Source organism: Streptomyces sp. NBC_01571, assembly GCF_026339875.1.
GTDB lineage: Bacteria > Actinomycetota > Actinomycetes > Streptomycetales > Streptomycetaceae > Streptomyces.
In genome coordinates this window covers 8714094-8730002 of sequence record NZ_JAPEPZ010000001.1, presented here as the reverse complement: position 1 = coordinate 8730002, position 15909 = coordinate 8714094, and the positions used below count along the sequence as shown (strand labels likewise).

18 protein-coding genes are annotated in these 15909 nt (G+C 70.3%); 8 read left to right on the top strand and 10 right to left on the bottom strand.

The window, feature by feature from the left end; genetic code table 11:
* The first annotated feature begins 272 nt into the window (after positions 1-272).
* The 3 genes from OHB41_RS39080 to OHB41_RS39070 all read left to right on the top strand — a co-directional run bounded on the left by OHB41_RS39080 (position 273) and on the right by OHB41_RS39070 (position 2626).
* Positions 273-1829: a DEAD/DEAH box helicase gene (locus OHB41_RS39080; protein ID WP_266704196.1), complete on the top strand. Its 1557-nt coding sequence runs from the start codon at positions 273-275 to the stop codon at positions 1827-1829.
* A gap of 79 nt (positions 1830-1908) precedes the next feature.
* Positions 1909-2250, top strand: a complete 342-nt coding sequence (locus OHB41_RS39075; protein WP_451289670.1) for a CBS domain-containing protein — start codon at positions 1909-1911, stop codon at positions 2248-2250.
* 58 nt (positions 2251-2308) lie between these two features.
* Positions 2309-2626: an SCO5918 family protein gene (locus tag OHB41_RS39070; RefSeq protein ID WP_266704194.1), complete on the top strand. Its 318-nt coding sequence runs from the start codon at positions 2309-2311 to the stop codon at positions 2624-2626.
* Positions 2627-2855: 229 nt separating this feature from the next.
* Here the strand turns inward: OHB41_RS39070 and OHB41_RS39065 are convergent, their stop codons facing one another.
* Positions 2856-3230, bottom strand: a complete 375-nt coding sequence (locus tag OHB41_RS39065; protein WP_266704192.1) for a GvpU-like protein — start codon at positions 3228-3230, stop codon at positions 2856-2858.
* A gap of 485 nt (positions 3231-3715) precedes the next feature.
* On the opposite strand from OHB41_RS39065, the gene OHB41_RS39060 reads away from it, so the two are divergent.
* The 5 genes from OHB41_RS39060 to OHB41_RS39040 all read left to right on the top strand — a co-directional run bounded on the left by OHB41_RS39060 (position 3716) and on the right by OHB41_RS39040 (position 6703).
* Positions 3716-4054 carry a MerR family transcriptional regulator gene (locus OHB41_RS39060; protein ID WP_266704190.1) on the top strand — a complete coding sequence of 113 codons (339 nt, stop codon included), beginning with the start codon at positions 3716-3718 and terminating at the stop codon, positions 4052-4054.
* Positions 4055-4496: 442 nt separating this feature from the next.
* Positions 4497-5321, top strand: a complete 825-nt coding sequence (locus OHB41_RS39055) for an LLM class F420-dependent oxidoreductase (RefSeq protein WP_266704188.1) — start codon at positions 4497-4499, stop codon at positions 5319-5321.
* The gene (locus OHB41_RS39050) at positions 5321-5752 is read left to right on the top strand and encodes a TIGR03668 family PPOX class F420-dependent oxidoreductase (protein WP_266704186.1); all 432 of its coding nucleotides are present in this window, start codon (positions 5321-5323) and stop codon (positions 5750-5752) included. The genes OHB41_RS39055 and OHB41_RS39050 overlap by 1 nt, the downstream gene beginning before the upstream one ends.
* A 194-nt stretch (positions 5753-5946) precedes the next feature.
* On the top strand, positions 5947-6489 hold the full coding sequence (locus tag OHB41_RS39045) for a TetR/AcrR family transcriptional regulator (protein WP_266704184.1): 543 nt from the start codon (positions 5947-5949) through the stop codon (positions 6487-6489).
* A gap of 1 nt (position 6490) precedes the next feature.
* Positions 6491-6703: a hypothetical protein gene (locus OHB41_RS39040; protein WP_266704182.1), complete on the top strand. Its 213-nt coding sequence runs from the start codon at positions 6491-6493 to the stop codon at positions 6701-6703.
* Positions 6704-6767: 64 nt separating this feature from the next.
* Here the strand turns inward: OHB41_RS39040 and OHB41_RS39035 are convergent, their stop codons facing one another.
* The 9 genes from OHB41_RS39035 to OHB41_RS38995 form a co-directional block, all read right to left on the bottom strand.
* Entirely contained in the window at positions 6768-7532 is a 765-nt protein-coding gene (locus tag OHB41_RS39035; RefSeq protein ID WP_266704180.1) for a crotonase/enoyl-CoA hydratase family protein, read from the bottom strand.
* Positions 7533-7557: 25 nt separating this feature from the next.
* The gene (locus OHB41_RS39030; protein WP_266704178.1) at positions 7558-8718 is read right to left on the bottom strand and encodes a CaiB/BaiF CoA transferase family protein; all 1161 of its coding nucleotides are present in this window, start codon (positions 8716-8718) and stop codon (positions 7558-7560) included.
* A gap of 136 nt (positions 8719-8854) precedes the next feature.
* Positions 8855-9757: a LysR family transcriptional regulator gene (locus OHB41_RS39025; RefSeq protein ID WP_266706466.1), complete on the bottom strand. Its 903-nt coding sequence runs from the start codon at positions 9755-9757 to the stop codon at positions 8855-8857.
* 163 nt (positions 9758-9920) lie between these two features.
* A complete protein-coding gene (locus tag OHB41_RS39020) occupies positions 9921-10592 on the bottom strand; it encodes an enoyl-CoA hydratase-related protein (RefSeq protein WP_266704176.1) in 672 nt (223 codons plus the stop codon).
* A gap of 217 nt (positions 10593-10809) precedes the next feature.
* The gene (locus tag OHB41_RS39015; RefSeq protein ID WP_266704174.1) at positions 10810-12039 is read right to left on the bottom strand and encodes a CaiB/BaiF CoA transferase family protein; all 1230 of its coding nucleotides are present in this window, start codon (positions 12037-12039) and stop codon (positions 10810-10812) included.
* Between the two features lie 5 nt (positions 12040-12044).
* Positions 12045-13277 carry an acyl-CoA dehydrogenase family protein gene (locus OHB41_RS39010; protein ID WP_266704172.1) on the bottom strand — a complete coding sequence of 411 codons (1233 nt, stop codon included), beginning with the start codon at positions 13275-13277 and terminating at the stop codon, positions 12045-12047.
* Between the two features lies 1 nt (position 13278).
* Complete coding sequence (locus OHB41_RS39005) at positions 13279-14229, bottom strand: 3-hydroxyacyl-CoA dehydrogenase NAD-binding domain-containing protein (RefSeq protein WP_266704170.1); 951 nt, start codon at positions 14227-14229, stop codon at positions 13279-13281.
* On the bottom strand, positions 14226-14972 hold the full coding sequence (locus OHB41_RS39000) for an acetoacetate decarboxylase (protein ID WP_266704168.1): 747 nt from the start codon (positions 14970-14972) through the stop codon (positions 14226-14228). The genes OHB41_RS39005 and OHB41_RS39000 overlap by 4 nt, the downstream gene beginning before the upstream one ends.
* A gap of 1 nt (position 14973) precedes the next feature.
* The gene (locus tag OHB41_RS38995; RefSeq protein WP_266704162.1) at positions 14974-15792 is read right to left on the bottom strand and encodes a crotonase/enoyl-CoA hydratase family protein; all 819 of its coding nucleotides are present in this window, start codon (positions 15790-15792) and stop codon (positions 14974-14976) included.
* Between the last annotated feature and the right edge of the window lie 117 nt (positions 15793-15909).

Genomic DNA, 15909 nt, shown 5'->3' with positions numbered 1-15909 from the left:
CGGCGTTCTCACCCGCGGCATGACGCACAGGATTCACTCCCCGACCCACGGGAATGCTCCGCCAGCACTCCGGGTGCGCATATCCACCCTCTCCATGGAGTGGCCGAGCTCCGCCACCGGAACCGCGCCATTTTTCTGAGCGACGTTTCCCCTGAGCATTCCCTCGCGGATCCGCATCGGTTCCGCACTGTCCCGGCTCGTTCTTGCGATTCTCTGCGCTGCCATTTGCTGCGGGAATTCCTTGATACGCGCCGCATCAAGGAAGGTTCCGCATGAACCGCACGCGCACGAACGACCGCTACTCCCGTACCCGCACCGGGGGTTCCGGCTCCGCGAGGGGCGGCAGCCGCTTCGGTGCCTCGACCCCCGGCCGCTCCGGAGGTCCGCGGCGTTCCGAGGGCCAGGGACGTCGGCAGAGCGCGCCGCAGGGCGAGTTCGCACCGCCGGCGACGCTCACCCCCGCGTTGCCCGCCGTCGAGGCGTTCGCCGATCTCGCCATGCCCGCCCCGCTGTTGGAGGCGCTCGGACACGAAGGCGTGACCGTACCCTTCCCGATCCAGGCGGCCACCCTGCCGAACTCGCTCGCCGGCCGTGACGTGCTCGGCCGCGGTCGCACCGGTTCGGGCAAGACCCTCGCCTTCGGCCTCGCCCTGCTGGCCCGTACGGCCGGCCGCCGCGCCGAGCCCCGGCAGCCGCTGGCCCTCGTCCTCGTGCCCACCCGCGAACTCGCCCAGCAGGTCACCGACGCGCTCACCCCGTACGCCCGCGCCGTCAGGCTGCGACTGGCCACCGTGGTCGGCGGGATGTCGATCGGCAGGCAGGCAGGCGCGCTGCGCGGCGGGGCGGAGGTCGTCGTCGCCACGCCGGGGCGGCTCAAGGACCTCATCGACCGTGGTGACTGCCGCCTCGACCGGGTCGACATCACCGTCCTCGACGAAGCCGACCAGATGACCGACATGGGCTTCATGCCGCAGGTCACCGCGCTGCTCGACCAAGTACGCCCCGAGGGCCAGCGGATGCTGTTCTCCGCCACCCTGGACCGCAACGTCGACCTGCTGGTCCGCCGCTATCTCACCGACCCCGTGGTCCACTCCGTGGACCCCTCCGCGGGCGCGGTCACCACCATGGAGCACCACGTACTCCATGTGCACGGCGCGGACAAGCAGCGGACGACCACCGAGATCGCGGCTCGCGAGGGCCGGGTGATCATGTTCCTGGACACCAAGCACGCCGTGGACCGGCTGACCGAGCATCTGCTGCAGAGCGGCGTCCGCGCCGCGGCCCTGCACGGGGGCAAGTCCCAGCCGCAGCGCACCCGGACCCTGGCCCGGTTCAAGACCGGGCACGTGACGGTCCTGGTGGCGACCAACGTCGCGGCACGCGGGATCCACGTCGACAATCTCGACCTGGTCGTGAACGTCGATCCGCCCAGCGACCCGAAGGACTACCTGCACCGGGGCGGCCGCACCGCGCGTGCCGGTGAGTCCGGCAGCGTCGTCACGCTGGTGACTCCCCAGCAGCGCCGCGACATGAGCCGGCTGATGGCTGCGGCCGGCATTACCCCTCGGACCACCCAAGTACGTTCGGGCGAGGAGGAGTTGAGCCGCATCACGGGCGCCCAGACCCCCTCGGGCGTACCGGTGGTCATCACCGCGCCGGTCGTGGAACGCGCCCGCCGCGGCACCTCTTCCGCCTCGCGGAGTTCCTCCGCGTCCCGGGGTTCCGGCTCGTCCCGGGGCCGGCGCGGCGGCGCCGGGCAGGGACGGTCCGCCGGCGAGGCGGCGCGTCGTACGGGACGGCGGCCGTCGGCCCTCGACTCCGCGGCCTAGGCCGGGTACCGCCGCACCACCGCCGGCGGCTTCGCACTTCGTGACGGGACAGCTCACCCCACTTCGCAGGAGGCACCCTTTGACACTGGCACTGGCCTTGACACTGACGACGGTTCAGACGCGGCAACGCCCGGCGGACACCGCCGCCACCGCCCCGATCCCGCTCGACGCCATGGACGTATCCGGACCGCGGGTCTGCGACGACATGACCGTCGAGGTCGCCCTGTCCGTCATGGCCAGTGCCCGTGTCGGGTACCTGCTCCTGTGCGACGAGGACGAGCAGTGCACGGGCGCGATCACCCGGGCCCAGCTCACCGCCGTCCGCGACAGTTCCGGCTACACGGACCGGATCCGGGTGCGGGACGTCCTCGGCGCCGGTGAACGCGACAGCGTCCCGGGTGCTCTCGCTCTCACCCGCTGATTCCGTCTCACCCGGTCGGACCCACTTCCTCCTCTTCCCCGTTCCCCTGTGAGGCATCATGCGCTGCGTCATCGCCAGGTTCCCGTTCGACCTCTCCAAGAGCGGGGTGCTGGCCTCCATGAAGGGCGTCAAGCCCGAGCCGATCACCGGTGAGTCCGTCCTGATCGGTCGTCGCCACTACCCCGTCAAGCAGGTGGGCGAGGTCATCACCCGTCAGGACCGCCGCGACTTCACCAGCGGTGAGGTCACCCGGGCCATGACCCGCCTCGGCTTCACCTGCCAGGGCGGCCACGGGACCGTACAGCCCACCCGTGTCCTCACGCCGCTGCAGAACGCGTCGGCGCTGCTCGGCAGCCCGGCCCCGCTGGGACTCTGACGAGCCGGGAACCAGGGGGACCCGAGGACTGCGCGTCCGCGCGGACCGACGGACTCCTGACCGGAGCAACGGGCGGAAGCCACTGACGGAAGCCGCCGCCAGGACGCACGACGAGGGGCCCGGCCGACACATGTCGGCCGGGCCCTCGTCGTGCGTCACCGTCCGGGCCACGGCACCCGGCCGGACGCGGACTCCCGGCCGGGCGGGGACGAGCCGGCGACGCGGCGTCTCACTGGTCGAAGTAGCTGAAGTCGCCCACGGTCCAGGCGCTGACGTCCTCGATCGCGACGCGGTACATCCCGCCCGTCTCGGGGATTCCGACGTTGCCCTGCAGGATCCGGGCGAGGTGGAAGTGCAGATGCGTGGGAGGCTCGCCACGATCCGGCCGGCCCTCCGCCCGTCCCGCGGTGAAGACATCGGAGAACGGGCCGAGGTGGTCGGAGTCCTTCAGGACCTCCGAGACACGCTCCCGCCACACGGCTTCGGGAGCCAGCCGGCCGGTGATGACGGCTCCGCCGACGACCACGGTCAGCGACATCTGATTGCTTTGCCCGGACTCCACCATGGCGGAGATGTCCACGAGCAGCTCGTCAGGGTTCGACATGAAAGCCGATTCTATGGGCGTCGCCGGCCGATGGGGGCACGAACGCGATCCTGGTGACCTGCGGCCCCCCTGATACCTGCGACACGCCGACGCCAAAATCTATCTTTGTCAGAGTAGACATTGGTCGGCAGCGTGGCTAAGGTTTCTCACATAGACATGACCGCCACACGGAGAGCCCGCAACCGGAGGGGCCACCTGCGACACGCAGGCGACGCGTGGTGGACACAGAGGAAGAACGGAGGAACGGACGCCATCAGGATCGCCCGGCCCGAGCACCATTCGGCCGGGTACCGCACGACCCCGGAACGGAAGGTGGTCCCCGGTTACGCATCCTCGATCCCCGCACTCCCGCCCCTCACCGGGGCCGGGTAGCGGAAACAGAAGGTCGGCGCAGCAGTAAGGCCGACAGATGGTGTTGAATTTCCTTCGGGGCCCTGGTGCCGTACGGCATCGGGGCCCCTCGACGCGTTGCTCAACGAGGTGAAATGACAGCAGATACTCCGCTCGGTGGCCGTCTGGACGACGACGACTACCCCGCGTACACGATGGGCCGGGCCGCCGAGATGCTCGGCACCACCCCCGGATTCCTCCGTGCCATCGGCGAGGCCCGGTTGATCACTCCGCTCCGCTCGGAGGGCGGACACCGCCGGTATTCCCGCTACCAACTCCGGATCGCCGCGCGCGCCCGCGAACTCGTGGACAAGGGCACCCCGGTCGAGGCCGCGTGCCGCATCATCATTCTTGAGGACCAGCTCGAGGAAGCGCAGCGCATCAACGCCGAGTACCGCCGCTCCACCGACAAGGGGACCGAGAACGCGTCCTGAGTGCACGGAGGCGGTGATGCCGCCCGGACGAGCGATCACGCACCGACGAAGTCACGTGTGCCCTGGCCGTACCCCGGCCGGGGGTCGACGACGAGCGTGGCAGTGAAGGGCGGTCGCCTCCGCGGCGAGGGCTCCATGAGGCTTCAGCCGAACGATCGTCCTCATGGGCATGAAGGTGAGGCCCGGGGACACAGTTCCCTTCACCACCACATCGGTTAGAACCACACGGGTTCCGCCGGCATTCCCGCGACAGCTCCCCACGGGCGGCGACGGTCACGCGCAGTCGGAGCACGGACCGGCGCGCCACCCGCCCACCGGCCGTCCCCCTCGCTGACAATGAGCGGCAGCCCGGGCCACCGGCAGCATCCGGGGCCGGCGGTACGACCGGACCGGGACCGGCACTGGACCGGCACCCCCCGGGATCCAGCGACGAAGGAGCCGCGTGAAATTCGGGATCTCCACCTTCATCACCGATCTGAGCACCCGGCCGGCCCCTCTCGGGCGGGCCATCGAAGAGCGCGGGTTCGACTCGCTGTTCATCGCCGAGCACAGCCACATCCCGGTCGACCGCCGCTCCCCCTACCCCCCGGGCGGGGAACTGCCCGACATCTACTACCGCACGCTCGACCCCTTCGTGGCGCTGAGCGCCGCGGCCACCGTCACCGAACGGCTCCTGCTGGGCACCGGCATCGCCCTGGTCTCGCAGCGCGACCCGATCCACACCGCCAAGGAAGTCGCCTCGCTCGACCTGGTCTCCGACGGCCGGGCCGTCTTCGGTGTCGGCGTCGGCTGGAACCGCGAGGAGATGGCCAACCACGGCACCGACCCGGCCACTCGGGGCAAGCTCGTCGACGAGCGACTGCGCGCCATCCTCGAACTGTGGACCAAGGAGAAGGCCGAGTTCCACGGAGAGTTCGTCGACTTCGACCCCGTCTACTCCTGGCCCAAGCCGGTGCAGAAGCCGCACCCTCCCATCTTCGTCGGCGGTGGCAGAGGCGCCTTCCCACGGGTCGCCGAACTCGGCGACGTCTGGCTCGCCAACGGCGTCCCGCCCGAGGTACTGGCGCCGCAGATCGAGGAAGTGCGGGCCCTGGCCGGCCGCGCGGTCCCGGTGACGGTCTACGATGTGCCCGCCACCCCTGAGGCGGTCGAGGGCTACGCGCAACTGGACGTGGAGCGCGTGCTGTTCAATCTGCCGTCCGATCCCGAACCGGCCACCCTGGCCCACCTGGACCGGTTCGCCGAGGTCGCCGCCCGCTTCCGCTGATGCCCGCCCTGACCGCGGCCGAGGCGCGCGAGCGGTTCGCGGCGTCCAGGGTCGCCCGCCTGGCCACCGCCGACACCGACGGCCGCCCGCACCTGGTGCCGGTGGTCTTCGTGGTGACCGGGGACACGGTGGCCATGGCCGTCGACCACAAGCCCAAACGGTCGACCCACCTCAAACGGCTCTCCAACATCCTCGCCAACCCCGCCGTCGCCCTCCTCGCCGACCACTACCAGGAGGACTGGGACCAGCTCTGGTGGACCCGCGCCGACGGACGGGCCCACGTGCTCCCACCCGCCGGCCGGTCCGCCGACGCGGCCCGGTACACGGAGCTGCTCACCGCGAAGTACCCCCTGCAGTACACCGGCCGTCCGCCGGCAGGCGAGGTGGTGGAGGTACGAGTCACCCGCTGGACGGGGTGGCGGGCGAGCTGAACCACCCCGGGTCCGGGTGTCTTGACAGCGTCCGGACGAAGATCCAGCATAGAACCATGGAAACTCAATCAGTTTCAAAAGTTTCCGATGGTGACAGGCAGCGTGCCGATGCGATCGTGCGGGCGGCCGGCCGCCTCTTCCTCGCATCGGGTTTCGCGCGGACGAGCATGGACGATCTCGCTCATGAGCTCGGGATGAGCAAGAAGACGATCTACCGGCACTTCCCGGACAAGCGCAGCCTGCTGACCGCGGTGCTGGACCGGCAGTTCGCCGTGGTCGAGGCCACGCTGGCGGCGGCTGCCGAGGAGGCGGAGGGACAACCGTTCCGGGTGCGGGCGGAGCGCTTCCTGATCGCCGCGGGCAGCGAGCTCGGACGGATCGGCGCGGCTCAACTCACTGCGGGACGAAGCGATGTGATGCTGCGTCAGTACGTGGAACAACGTGTCGACACGGTGGTCTACCGACGACTCGACGAGCTGTACCGGGAAGGGCACCGGCAAGGACTGCTGCCGGCTCCGCCCGAGCTGCTCAGTGAGATCACCCGCGGCGCGCTGGAGCGGCTGCTCACCTCGCAACTGCCGCGCGAACTCGACTGGACCGCGGCCGACCTGCTGCGGGCGACCGTCGACACGGTGCTCTACGGGGCGATCCGCTCGGCACACCCCCGCGTCGACGAGGAGCAACACCGGGCGGCCATCCCCACGCCCCGCGACGAGGAGAAGGAGGTGGGCCCGTGACGTGCGGGGAAGCATCGACGCCGCCCTGGTCGGCAGCACCATGGCACCGGAGGCCGTGGTCGCCGAACACGGCCGGCAGGTACTGGCCTGGACCGGCGGCCACTTCCGGAGCCGCTCCGTGGGCCTGGGCTCGTCGTCCCCGCCTCCGTCACCGCGGCGGAGCGGCGTTCTACCGCACCACGACCACCTCGACCACTCCGACCACTGCGGGTAGCGCGACCACCGCGGGCTGACCGTCCGCTCGCCCCCCCCACGAGTTACCGTCCTCGATCCTCACGTCACTTCCCCGTCCATCGCGGGGCGCGGCGCTCGGCGAAAGCGGTCATGCCCTCGCGTGCGTCGGCCGAGGCCATCAGGGCGTCAAGTTCCTTGCCCTGCAAGGCGAGGAGGTCCGCCTCCGGCACCTCGTCGGCGGCGCGTACGAGGTTCTTCACCGCGGCGAGCGCGAGCGGTGCGTTGGGTGCGAGCCGGTCGGCGAGTCCGAGGGCGACGGCCACCGCTTCACCGGGCGCGGTGACCCGGTTGGCCAGGCCCAGCTGCCCGGCGCGGGCACCGCCGACCGGCTCGCCGGTGAGCAGGAACTCCATCGCCAGGTGGTACGGGATGCGCCGGGGCAGCCGGATCGCGCCTCCGCCGGCGAACGGAACGCGCTCGGCTTCGGACAGGCCGAACGTCGCGTCCTCGGCTGCGACGATCAGGTCGCAGGCCAGGGCGAGTTCGAGCCCGCCGCCCAGGGCGAGCCCCTCCACGGCGGCGATCAGCGGCTTCGTGCGTCCGGCCTCGGCCAGGCCGCCGAAGCCGCGGCCCGGGATCGTGGGCGACTCACCCTTCAGCGCGGCCTTGAGGTCCGTACCGGCGCTGAAGGTGCCCTTCGCTCCGGTCAGGACACCGGCGCGCAGTCCGGTGTCGGCCTCCAGCTCGTCCAGCGCGGCGGCCAGGGCGGCGGCGACCGCGGCGTTCACCGAGTTGCGTGCCCGGGGGCGGTCGATCGTGACCAGCAGGGAGGAACAGACCCGCTGGACGCGCACGCCGTTGCTGCTCATGGCTTCTCCTACGGCTTTCCGCGGCTCAGCGGGAGGCGGCCAGGTCGGCGAGGACCTCCGCGGTGTCCTGGCCGGGAACCGGGGCCAGGCGGCGGATCGAGCCGGGAGTGGCGGAGAACCTCACCGGGATCCCGATCGTGCGGAGCGGGCCTTCGGTGGGATGCGCGAACGTGTCGAGGAGGTGGCCGTCGCGGACGTAGGGGTCCTCGTGCGCGTGGTCCAGCTCCAGCACCGGGCTCATCGGGATGCTGTGCTTCGCGCACACCTCGGCCCACTCGGCCGTGGTCAGCGCCGGGGTGCACTCGCCGACCAGGGCGAACAGGTCGTCGGCGTCGGCCGTGTCGAGGACGGGACCGTTGACGCGTGGGTCCGCGGCCAGGTCGGGACGGCCGGCGGCGGCGAAGAAGTCACGGTAGTTGTGGGGGGTGTACGGGAGCACGGCGGCCAGGCCGTCCTTGGTGCGCCGCGCCTTGTGCTGCTCGGACAGCGACCGCGCGTAGCCCGTGGGGCCGGTCGCCGTCTCGAACGTGTGGCCGGCGAGGTGCTCGACGAGGTTGAACGCGATCAGTGTGTCGGTCATCGGGATCTCTATCCGCTGGCCGTGACCGGTCCTGTCCCGGTGCACCAGGGCGGCCAGCACGCTGTAGACGATGGTCAGGCCGGAGACCTTGTCGGCGAGGATGCTCGGCAGGTAGCGCGGCGTGCCCAGCGCGCGGTCGGCGATGTCGACGAGCCCGGAGGCGGCCTGCACGGTCTCGTCGTAGGCGGCGGCGTCGGCCCGGTCGGAGTCGTCGCGGAAGCCGGCGGCGTGCGCGTAGACGAGGCCCGGGTCGGCGGCGGCGAGGTCTTCGTAGGTCAGGCTCAGCCGGGCGAGCGCGCGCGGACGCATGTTGGTGATCAGCACATCGGCGGTGTGGATGAGCTCGAGAGCCCGGGCGTGCTCCGCCTCGTCCTTCAGGTCGAGGGACACGCTGCGCTTGTTGCGGTTGACGTTGAGGTGCAGCGGGGTCATGCCCGGCGTGTTGCGGTACCGGCCCACATGCAGGGAGTCCGTGGGGGACTCGATCTTGATGACGTCGGCGCCCAGATCTCCGAGGATCTGGGCCGCGTACGGACCCATGACCACCGTCGAGAGGTCGATGACCCGTATGCCGTCGAGCGGCCCAGGACTCCGTGTGTCCGCCATTGTCGCGTCCTTTCTTCCTCGACTGCCCAGGTAAAGAACGCTAAGGGAACCGCACGGATATTGGAATCATCGTATTGCTGATATCGGCGTGACCGCAGCGGTCATACCGACATCAGCAATCGAATTCCGCTCCGGATCACAGGTGCAGCGGATCGGCGAAGACCTCGCGGGCCGTTGCGATGACCTCGTCCAGGTCACCGCCGATGGCCCGGTCCCGCCGCCAGATGAGGGAGGTGTCCAGGACGGGTTCGAAATCGGTGAACGGCAGGACCTTCGTGTTCTCCAGGGCGTAGCCGTGCATGGGGCTTTCCGCGTTCAGCATGGAGAAGTAGAACGCTATCCCGCTGGAAACCACTTCGGCGATTCCGCCATAATTGGAATCCGTCAGCTTGACACGCTTCTTGACCCCCCGTTCCGCCATCTCCCGGTCGAGCTGATCGAAGTAGGAGAACTTCATCTCCTGCGGTGCGACGACGAAGCAGAGGTCGGCCAGTTCGGCCAGCGCCACGGAATCCCGCCCGGTGAACTGGTCGGCGGGCACGACCGCGCCGAGCCGTTCGGACATGACGGGCAGCACGTCCAGTGCGGGATCGCTGATGGGCAGCCGGGCCAGCGCGAGCGCCAGCCTCCCGTCGCACACGCCGGTGACCAGAGCCTTGGAGGTGCCGGGCCAGCGCAGGAGTTCGCACCACTCGTCGGCGCGCTCCGCGAGGGTGTTGACGAGTTCCCTCAGCCTCGGGTGGAGCCCGGACGGGATCCCCACGAACATGGTGCCGCGCTCCGACCGTGTCACCTCGCGCAGTCGCCACGGAATGCGGTTGACCCGCTCCAGCACGTCCCGCGCGATCGGGAGCAGCGCCTCACCGGCCGGCGTGAGCGTGACACTGTGCGTGTCACGCTCGAACAGCCGATGGTCGAGCTCCCGCTCCAGATCCTTGATCCGCTGGCTCAGCGGTGACGTGGCCATGTGCAGCCGTCGGGCCGCCGCGGAAAAGTTCAGCTCCTCGGCAACCGCGACGAAGTAGCGCAGATGCAGCATCTCCACATTGACACGTTAACCCGATCCACGAGTCGGTTCCGAGGCGTCGTGCTTCGGGGCGGTGGATCCCGCGGCGTGACCGTGGGCGGCCCCGGACGGCCGATCGCGGATCGCCGGCGCGGCGCGATCCGCGCACACACGCCCCGCCGAAGGGCCGGCCGTGTCAGCCGCGCGGAGTGGCCGTCTCGCGCAGGGCTGCCAGAGCGGGGCCGTACAGCCGCGCCTTGATGGTGCCGAGTGTGTCGCCGGCCTTGCTCAGCTGTGCCTGGGCGATCTCCAGAGCCGTGGACCGTACGACGTCCTCGGCGACCGCCCGGTCGACGATCGCCGCGGCCGCGGCATCCGACCCGCCGTAGCGGCGGGCGGTGAGCATGGCCTCGTGCGCGGTCTGCGGCGCCAGCCGGGACTGGACCAGGGCGGACATGCCGGGGGTGAAGGGCATGTTGATGTCGGCCTCGGGCAGACACCAGAAGCCGCGGTCGCTCCGCATGACGCGGAAGTCATGTGCGAGGGAGAACATCGCGCCGGCGGCGAAGGTGTGCCCCTGGAGGGCCGCCACGGTGATCATCGGCAGGGACAGCAGGCGGGCGAAGAGCTTGTGGACGGAGACGATGTAGTCGTCGTGCTGGTCCGCGTGGGCGGACAGCCACTCCAGGTCCAGGCCGTTGGAATAGAACTTGCCCGTCGCGGCGGTCACCAGGGCTCGCGGTCCTTCCGCCTTCTCCACCTCGTTCAGGGCGGCGTCGACGGACGCGATCCAGTCGGGGTGGAAGCGGTTCTCACCGTCTCCGAGGTCGAGCACGAAGACGTTGTCCTGGCGGTCGAGGGTAGGCATGTGCGCTCCTGCGGGGGTTGCGTGGTGTCGGGGGACGGGCGGGGATCGGGCGGGCGGGCTGTCGCAGTTCCAGCATGGGAGTCGTCGGGATGCCGTGCATGGCGTACGACCGCACCCGCTCACGATGGTGGGGGCGCCGAGGGGCCGGGCCCGCGTACGGGCCCGTCATCGCGGCCGGCGGGTCGTTGCCCCCGCCTGTCGGCCGCGACCCGGCTCATTACGCCGCTTCGGCTTCCGTCGTGCCGGGGACCGCTCCCCGAGCGCGCAGCAAGGCGATCTCTGCGGGGCCGAATCCCAGCTCGTCGAGGATCTCGTCGTTGTGCTCGCCCAGGTCAGGCGCTCGCCTGGCCGGGGCCTTCGGCACCCCTCGGAGGTTGACCGGGCTGCTGACGGTGTAGTCCAGTCCGCTGACCCCTTCGAGGGGCACGACGACGTCGTTCTCGCGCAACTGCGGGTCCTGCGCCGCCTCCTCGGGTGTCTGGATGAGGCCGACGGTGATGCGTTCCCGGGTCAGGACCTCCTGCCAGTGCGCGAAAGGACGGGCGCTGAACGCCGCCTCGAGCAGCTCGCTCAGGGCGGCGGCGTTCTTCGCGGAGCCCTGGATGTCCGCGAAGCGCGGATCCGCTCGCAGTTCGGGCCGCCCGATGGCCCGCGCCAGTGCCGGCCAGTGCACGGACGAGGTGGCCAGCATGAACCAGCGGCCGTCCGCGGTCCGGTACGGGTTGGTCAGCGCGTTCACCGGTACGTTCCGGTCGTGCAGCTCGAACGGTGTGCCGCCGGCGAGTGCGCCGGCCACGAGTGTTCCCGTGGCCCAGACCCCGGTGGCGAGCAGCGAGGTTCCGACGTCGGCGCCTTGTCCGGTCCGTTCGCGGCGGTAGAGGGCGGTCGTGATCGCGGCGTAGAGGGCGATCGCGGTCGTGTAGTCGCCGCTGCCCCAGACCGGGACGGTCGGCGGGGCTCCCGCGTCGCGGGTGGAGGCCAGCAGGCCGCTGCGCGACCAGTAGGCGGTCAGGTCGAAGCCCGGCTGCCGTGCGTCGGGGCCGGCGTCCCCGAAGCCGGTGATGTCGGCGTAGACGACCTTCGGGTTCCAGCCCGCGACCTCCTCGTAGCCGAGGTGCAGCTTCTCGCGTGTGCCGTGCGGGAAGTTGGTGATCACCACGTCGGCCCACCGGACGAGTCGCTCGAGGACCTCGACAGCAGCCGGTGACTTCAGGTCGATGACCATGCCCCGCTTGTTGCGGTTGGCGAGGTGCCAGCCGTAGTTGGCCTGGGCCCGCGGACTGGGCGGCACGGAACTCAGCCGCCGTTGGGGGTCGCCCATCCCCGGCGGCTCGATCTTGATGACGTCCGCTCCGAAGTCGGAGAGCATGGTCGCCGCCGCCGGTCCCGCGATGAACGAGGACGCATCGAGGACCTTCAGGCCGGTGAAGACGGATTCGGTGGTCATCGCGCTCACCCCACGAAGGCGCTGTGGCCGGTGATGGACTTGCCGACGATGAGGGTCTGCATCTGGTGGGTCCCCTCGTAGGAGTAGAGAGCCTCGGCGTCGGAGAAGAACCGGGCGACGTCGTAGTCGAGGACGATGCCGTTGCCGCCGAAGATCTCGCGGCACCAGGCGACGGACTCCCGCATGCGGGCCGCGACGTACTCCTTGGCCAGCGCGGACTGCTCGTCGCGGAAGATGCCCTGGTCCTGGAGCCGGGCGAGCTGAACCAGCATGCCCCAGGAGGCGGTGATGTTGCCCAGGCTCTTGACCAGGAGGTCCTGCACCATCTGGAACTTGGCGATCGGGCGGCCGAAGGCTATGCGCTCCTTGGCGTAGTCGACTGCGAGTTCGTAGGCGCCGATCATGACGCCCAGGGCCTGCCAGGCGACCCCGCCGCGGGTGACGCGCAGGACCTCCGCGACATCCCGGAAGCCCTTGATGTTGTGCAGCCGGTCGGCTTCCGGCACGCGGACGTCGGTCAGGGTGATCTCCGCGTTCTGCACGATCCGCAGCGCGATCTTGCCTTCGATCTTCTCCGGCCGGAAGCCGGGGGTGCCCTTCTCGACGACGAAGGCCTTGACCTTGTTGTCGTCGACGTCCCGGGCGAAGACCACGACGTAGTCGGCGAAGGTGGCGTTGCCGATCCACTTCTTGGCGCCGTTGAGGATCCAGTCGTCGCCCTCGCGCCTGGCGGTGGTGCGCATGCCGCCGGAGACGTCGGAGCCACCGAGCGGTTCGGTCAGGGCGAAGGCGCCGATCTTGTCCATCGAGGCCATGGCGGGCAGGAACCTGTCGCGCTGTTCCTGGTCGCCGCCGTAGTAGATGGAGTAGAAGCCGAGCCCGTTGTGGACGCCGAAGAAGGTGGCGGTCGAGGCGTCGACACGGCCCAGTTCGGTGGCGAGCATGCCGCCGAGCAGGTGGCTGGCGGCCGGCTTGTGCTCGCCGTAGCCCTCGTAGGCAAGTGCGGCCAGTCCGCTGGCGCGGAATTTCTCGATCATCTCGAAGGGGAACTCGCCCTTGCCCCAGTACTCGTTCACCAGCGGCTTGATCTCCTTGCGCAGGAAGGCGCGGGCCTTGAGCAGGATCTCGCGCTCCTCGTCCGAGAGCAGCGCCTCGTACTGGTAGAAGTCGGCGGCCAGTTGGTCGTCCGGCTCTGCGGTGGGGGTGGTGACGGTGGGTGCAGCGGTGGCGGTGCTCATCTCAGATCTCCTCGGTGTGCTCAGTTCGGCGAACGTCTTCCAGGGCGGACAGGACGGCGAGTTGCCTGTGGTCGCGGGCTTCGGCGAGGTCGGCGTACGGCGTGGAGGCGTACGCCCTCTCCACCGCCTGGATCACTCGCTCCCGGTCCTCGGGGTCCTGCGAAGGCTCACCGAGGGGCATCCGCTGCATGGTCGAGCCGATGTGCTCGGTGATGTGGCGGTAGCCGCCGGGGCCACCACCCAGGTGCGCGCCGAGGAACGGTCCGACCGTCGCCCAGCGGACACCGAGCGAGTGGGTCACGACGGTGTCGAGGTCCTCGGGGGTCACCACGCCCTGCTGGACGAGATGGACGGCCTGGCGGCTGAGTGCGTTCTGGAGCCGGTTGCCCACGAACCCGGGGATCTCCTGGCGTTCGACGACGGGGGTGCGGCCGACGGCGGTGTAGAAGTCGACGGCCGCCCGCACGGCTTCCCCGGTGGTGCGTTCGCCGGGTACGACCTCGACGAGCGGCAGCAGGTGGGGCGGGTTGAAGGGGTGCCCGACGAGGACGCGGCCGGCGTCTTCGAGCTCCGTGGTGAAGGCGGTCGCGGGGATGGCCGACGACGAACTCAGCAGCAGCGCGTGTCCGGGGGCCTCCCGGACCAGCCGGGCGAACAGCTCCTTCTTGAACTCGACGCGCTCGGGGCCGTTTTCCTGGACGACGTCCGCGTGCCGGACGGCCTCGGTGACGTCGGCCGCGACGTGTACGCGGTCGGCGAGGCCCTCGGTGTCCAGGCCCTGGGCGGCCAGGTGCGGGGTGAACGCGGCGAGCGCCTCGGTGATCGCCTCCGGCAGGTCGGGGCGGGGATCGCTGACGTGGACGTTCAGGCCGTGTGCGGCGAACAGCGCTGTCCAGGAGAGTCCGATGGTGCCCGCGCCGATCACGGCGGCGGTACGGAACGGGTGCGTCACTGCGTGGCTTCCTTCAGGTAGTCGAAGACCGGCTCGACGGGTGCGAGGGTCAGGTCGGTGAGGATGTGGCTGGCGGAGACGACCTCCAGGACGGGCAGGTCCGCCAGCGGGGCGAGGACATGGGCGAAGAGCTGGAGCCGTGCGGGGCCGGTGTACGCCTCCTTGACCACGACGTCGGTGATCTCGGTGCGCACCAGTTCCTGGACGCGCATGTCACGGCGGTGGCCCGGGACGGCCTTGAGCATGAAGGTCGGCACGGTGATCTGGTCCCTGGCCGTGGCCTCGTCGAGAGCCCGGTGCTTGTAGCCCATGGTCGCGGTGGCGACGCGGAGGGTTCCGTAGTCGAGCGTGCCGACGAGCGCCCCGTTGTCGACGTACAGCCCGGGTGCGCCGATGACCTTCGGATACGCGCCGGCCTCGCGTCCCGCCGCCGTCGCCGGGAAGTTGTCGAGGTACATCGCGTGCAGGTACTCGCCCCGCTCGCCCTCGAAGACGACCTCGATCGCCTGTCCTGCCTCCGTGTAGGGACCGAATCCGCTGACGTCGCCCATCTTCATGATCTCGAAGCGGACCAGGGGCTCGTCGATCCGAAGGGGTTCGGGAACGACGGCTCGCAGCGCGTCGGGGTCGGTGCGGTAGACGATGTTGAGGTATTCGCGGTCGGTGAAACGGGGAACGGTCGGCGCGTACGCCGGGCTGGTCAGCGGGGTGGTCGAGTGCCGCCGGACGTCTTCGATCCGCATGTCACTTCCCCGTCCACTGCGGGGCCCGGCGCTCGGCGAAGGCGGTCATGCCCTCCCGGACGTCGGCCGTCGCCATCAGCCCGCTCATCACCGTGCGCTGCGCGGCGAAGGCGTCGTCCTCGGGTGCGCCGTCCGCGGCCCGTACGACCTTCTTCACCGCGGCGAGTGCCAGAGGCGCGTACGCCGCCAGCCGTTCGGCGAGCAGGAGGGCCTCCGGCTGGGCCTGGCCGGCGGGCACGACCCGGTTGGCCAGACCCAGCTCACCGGCCCGGCCGCCACTCACCGGCTCGCCTGTCAGCAGCAGTTCCATCGCGAGGTGGTACGGGATGCGCCGGGGCAGTCGGATCACTCCCCCGCCGGCGGCGATCAGTCCCCGCTTGACCTCCGGCAGACCGAAGTGCGCGTCCTGCGCGGCCACGATCAGGTCGCAGGCGAGGGCCAGTTCGAAGCCGCCCCCCATGGCCCAGCCCTCCACGGCGGCGATCAGCGGCTTCGTCCGGTCGGCCTCGGTCACGCCGCCGAATCCGCGCCCCGGGATGTTCGGCGACTCGCCCCGCAGGGCCGCCTTCAGGTCCATGCCGGCGCTGAAGGTGCCCTCGGCGCCCGTCAGCACGCCGGCCCGGAGTCCCGGGTCCGCCTCGAGTTCGTCCAGGGCGCTCGCCAGCAGGGCGGCGACCTCGGCGTTGACGGAATTGCGTGCGTGCGGGCGGTCGATCGTGATGAGCAGGGTCGTGCCCACCCGTCGGGTGCGCACGACCGCGGTGCTCGTAACGGTCCCCCGGTCGGTGTCGAGCGGCCCGGTGACGAAGGGTTCCGCCATCGCCTCTTCCTTTCGTTCGTGGGTCGTCGTTCCTGACACATAACGTTAAGGAAGAGCGATGGATGACGGAATCATCAAAAGGGTGACGGCGGTGTGACCACATTAGTCACACCGTTT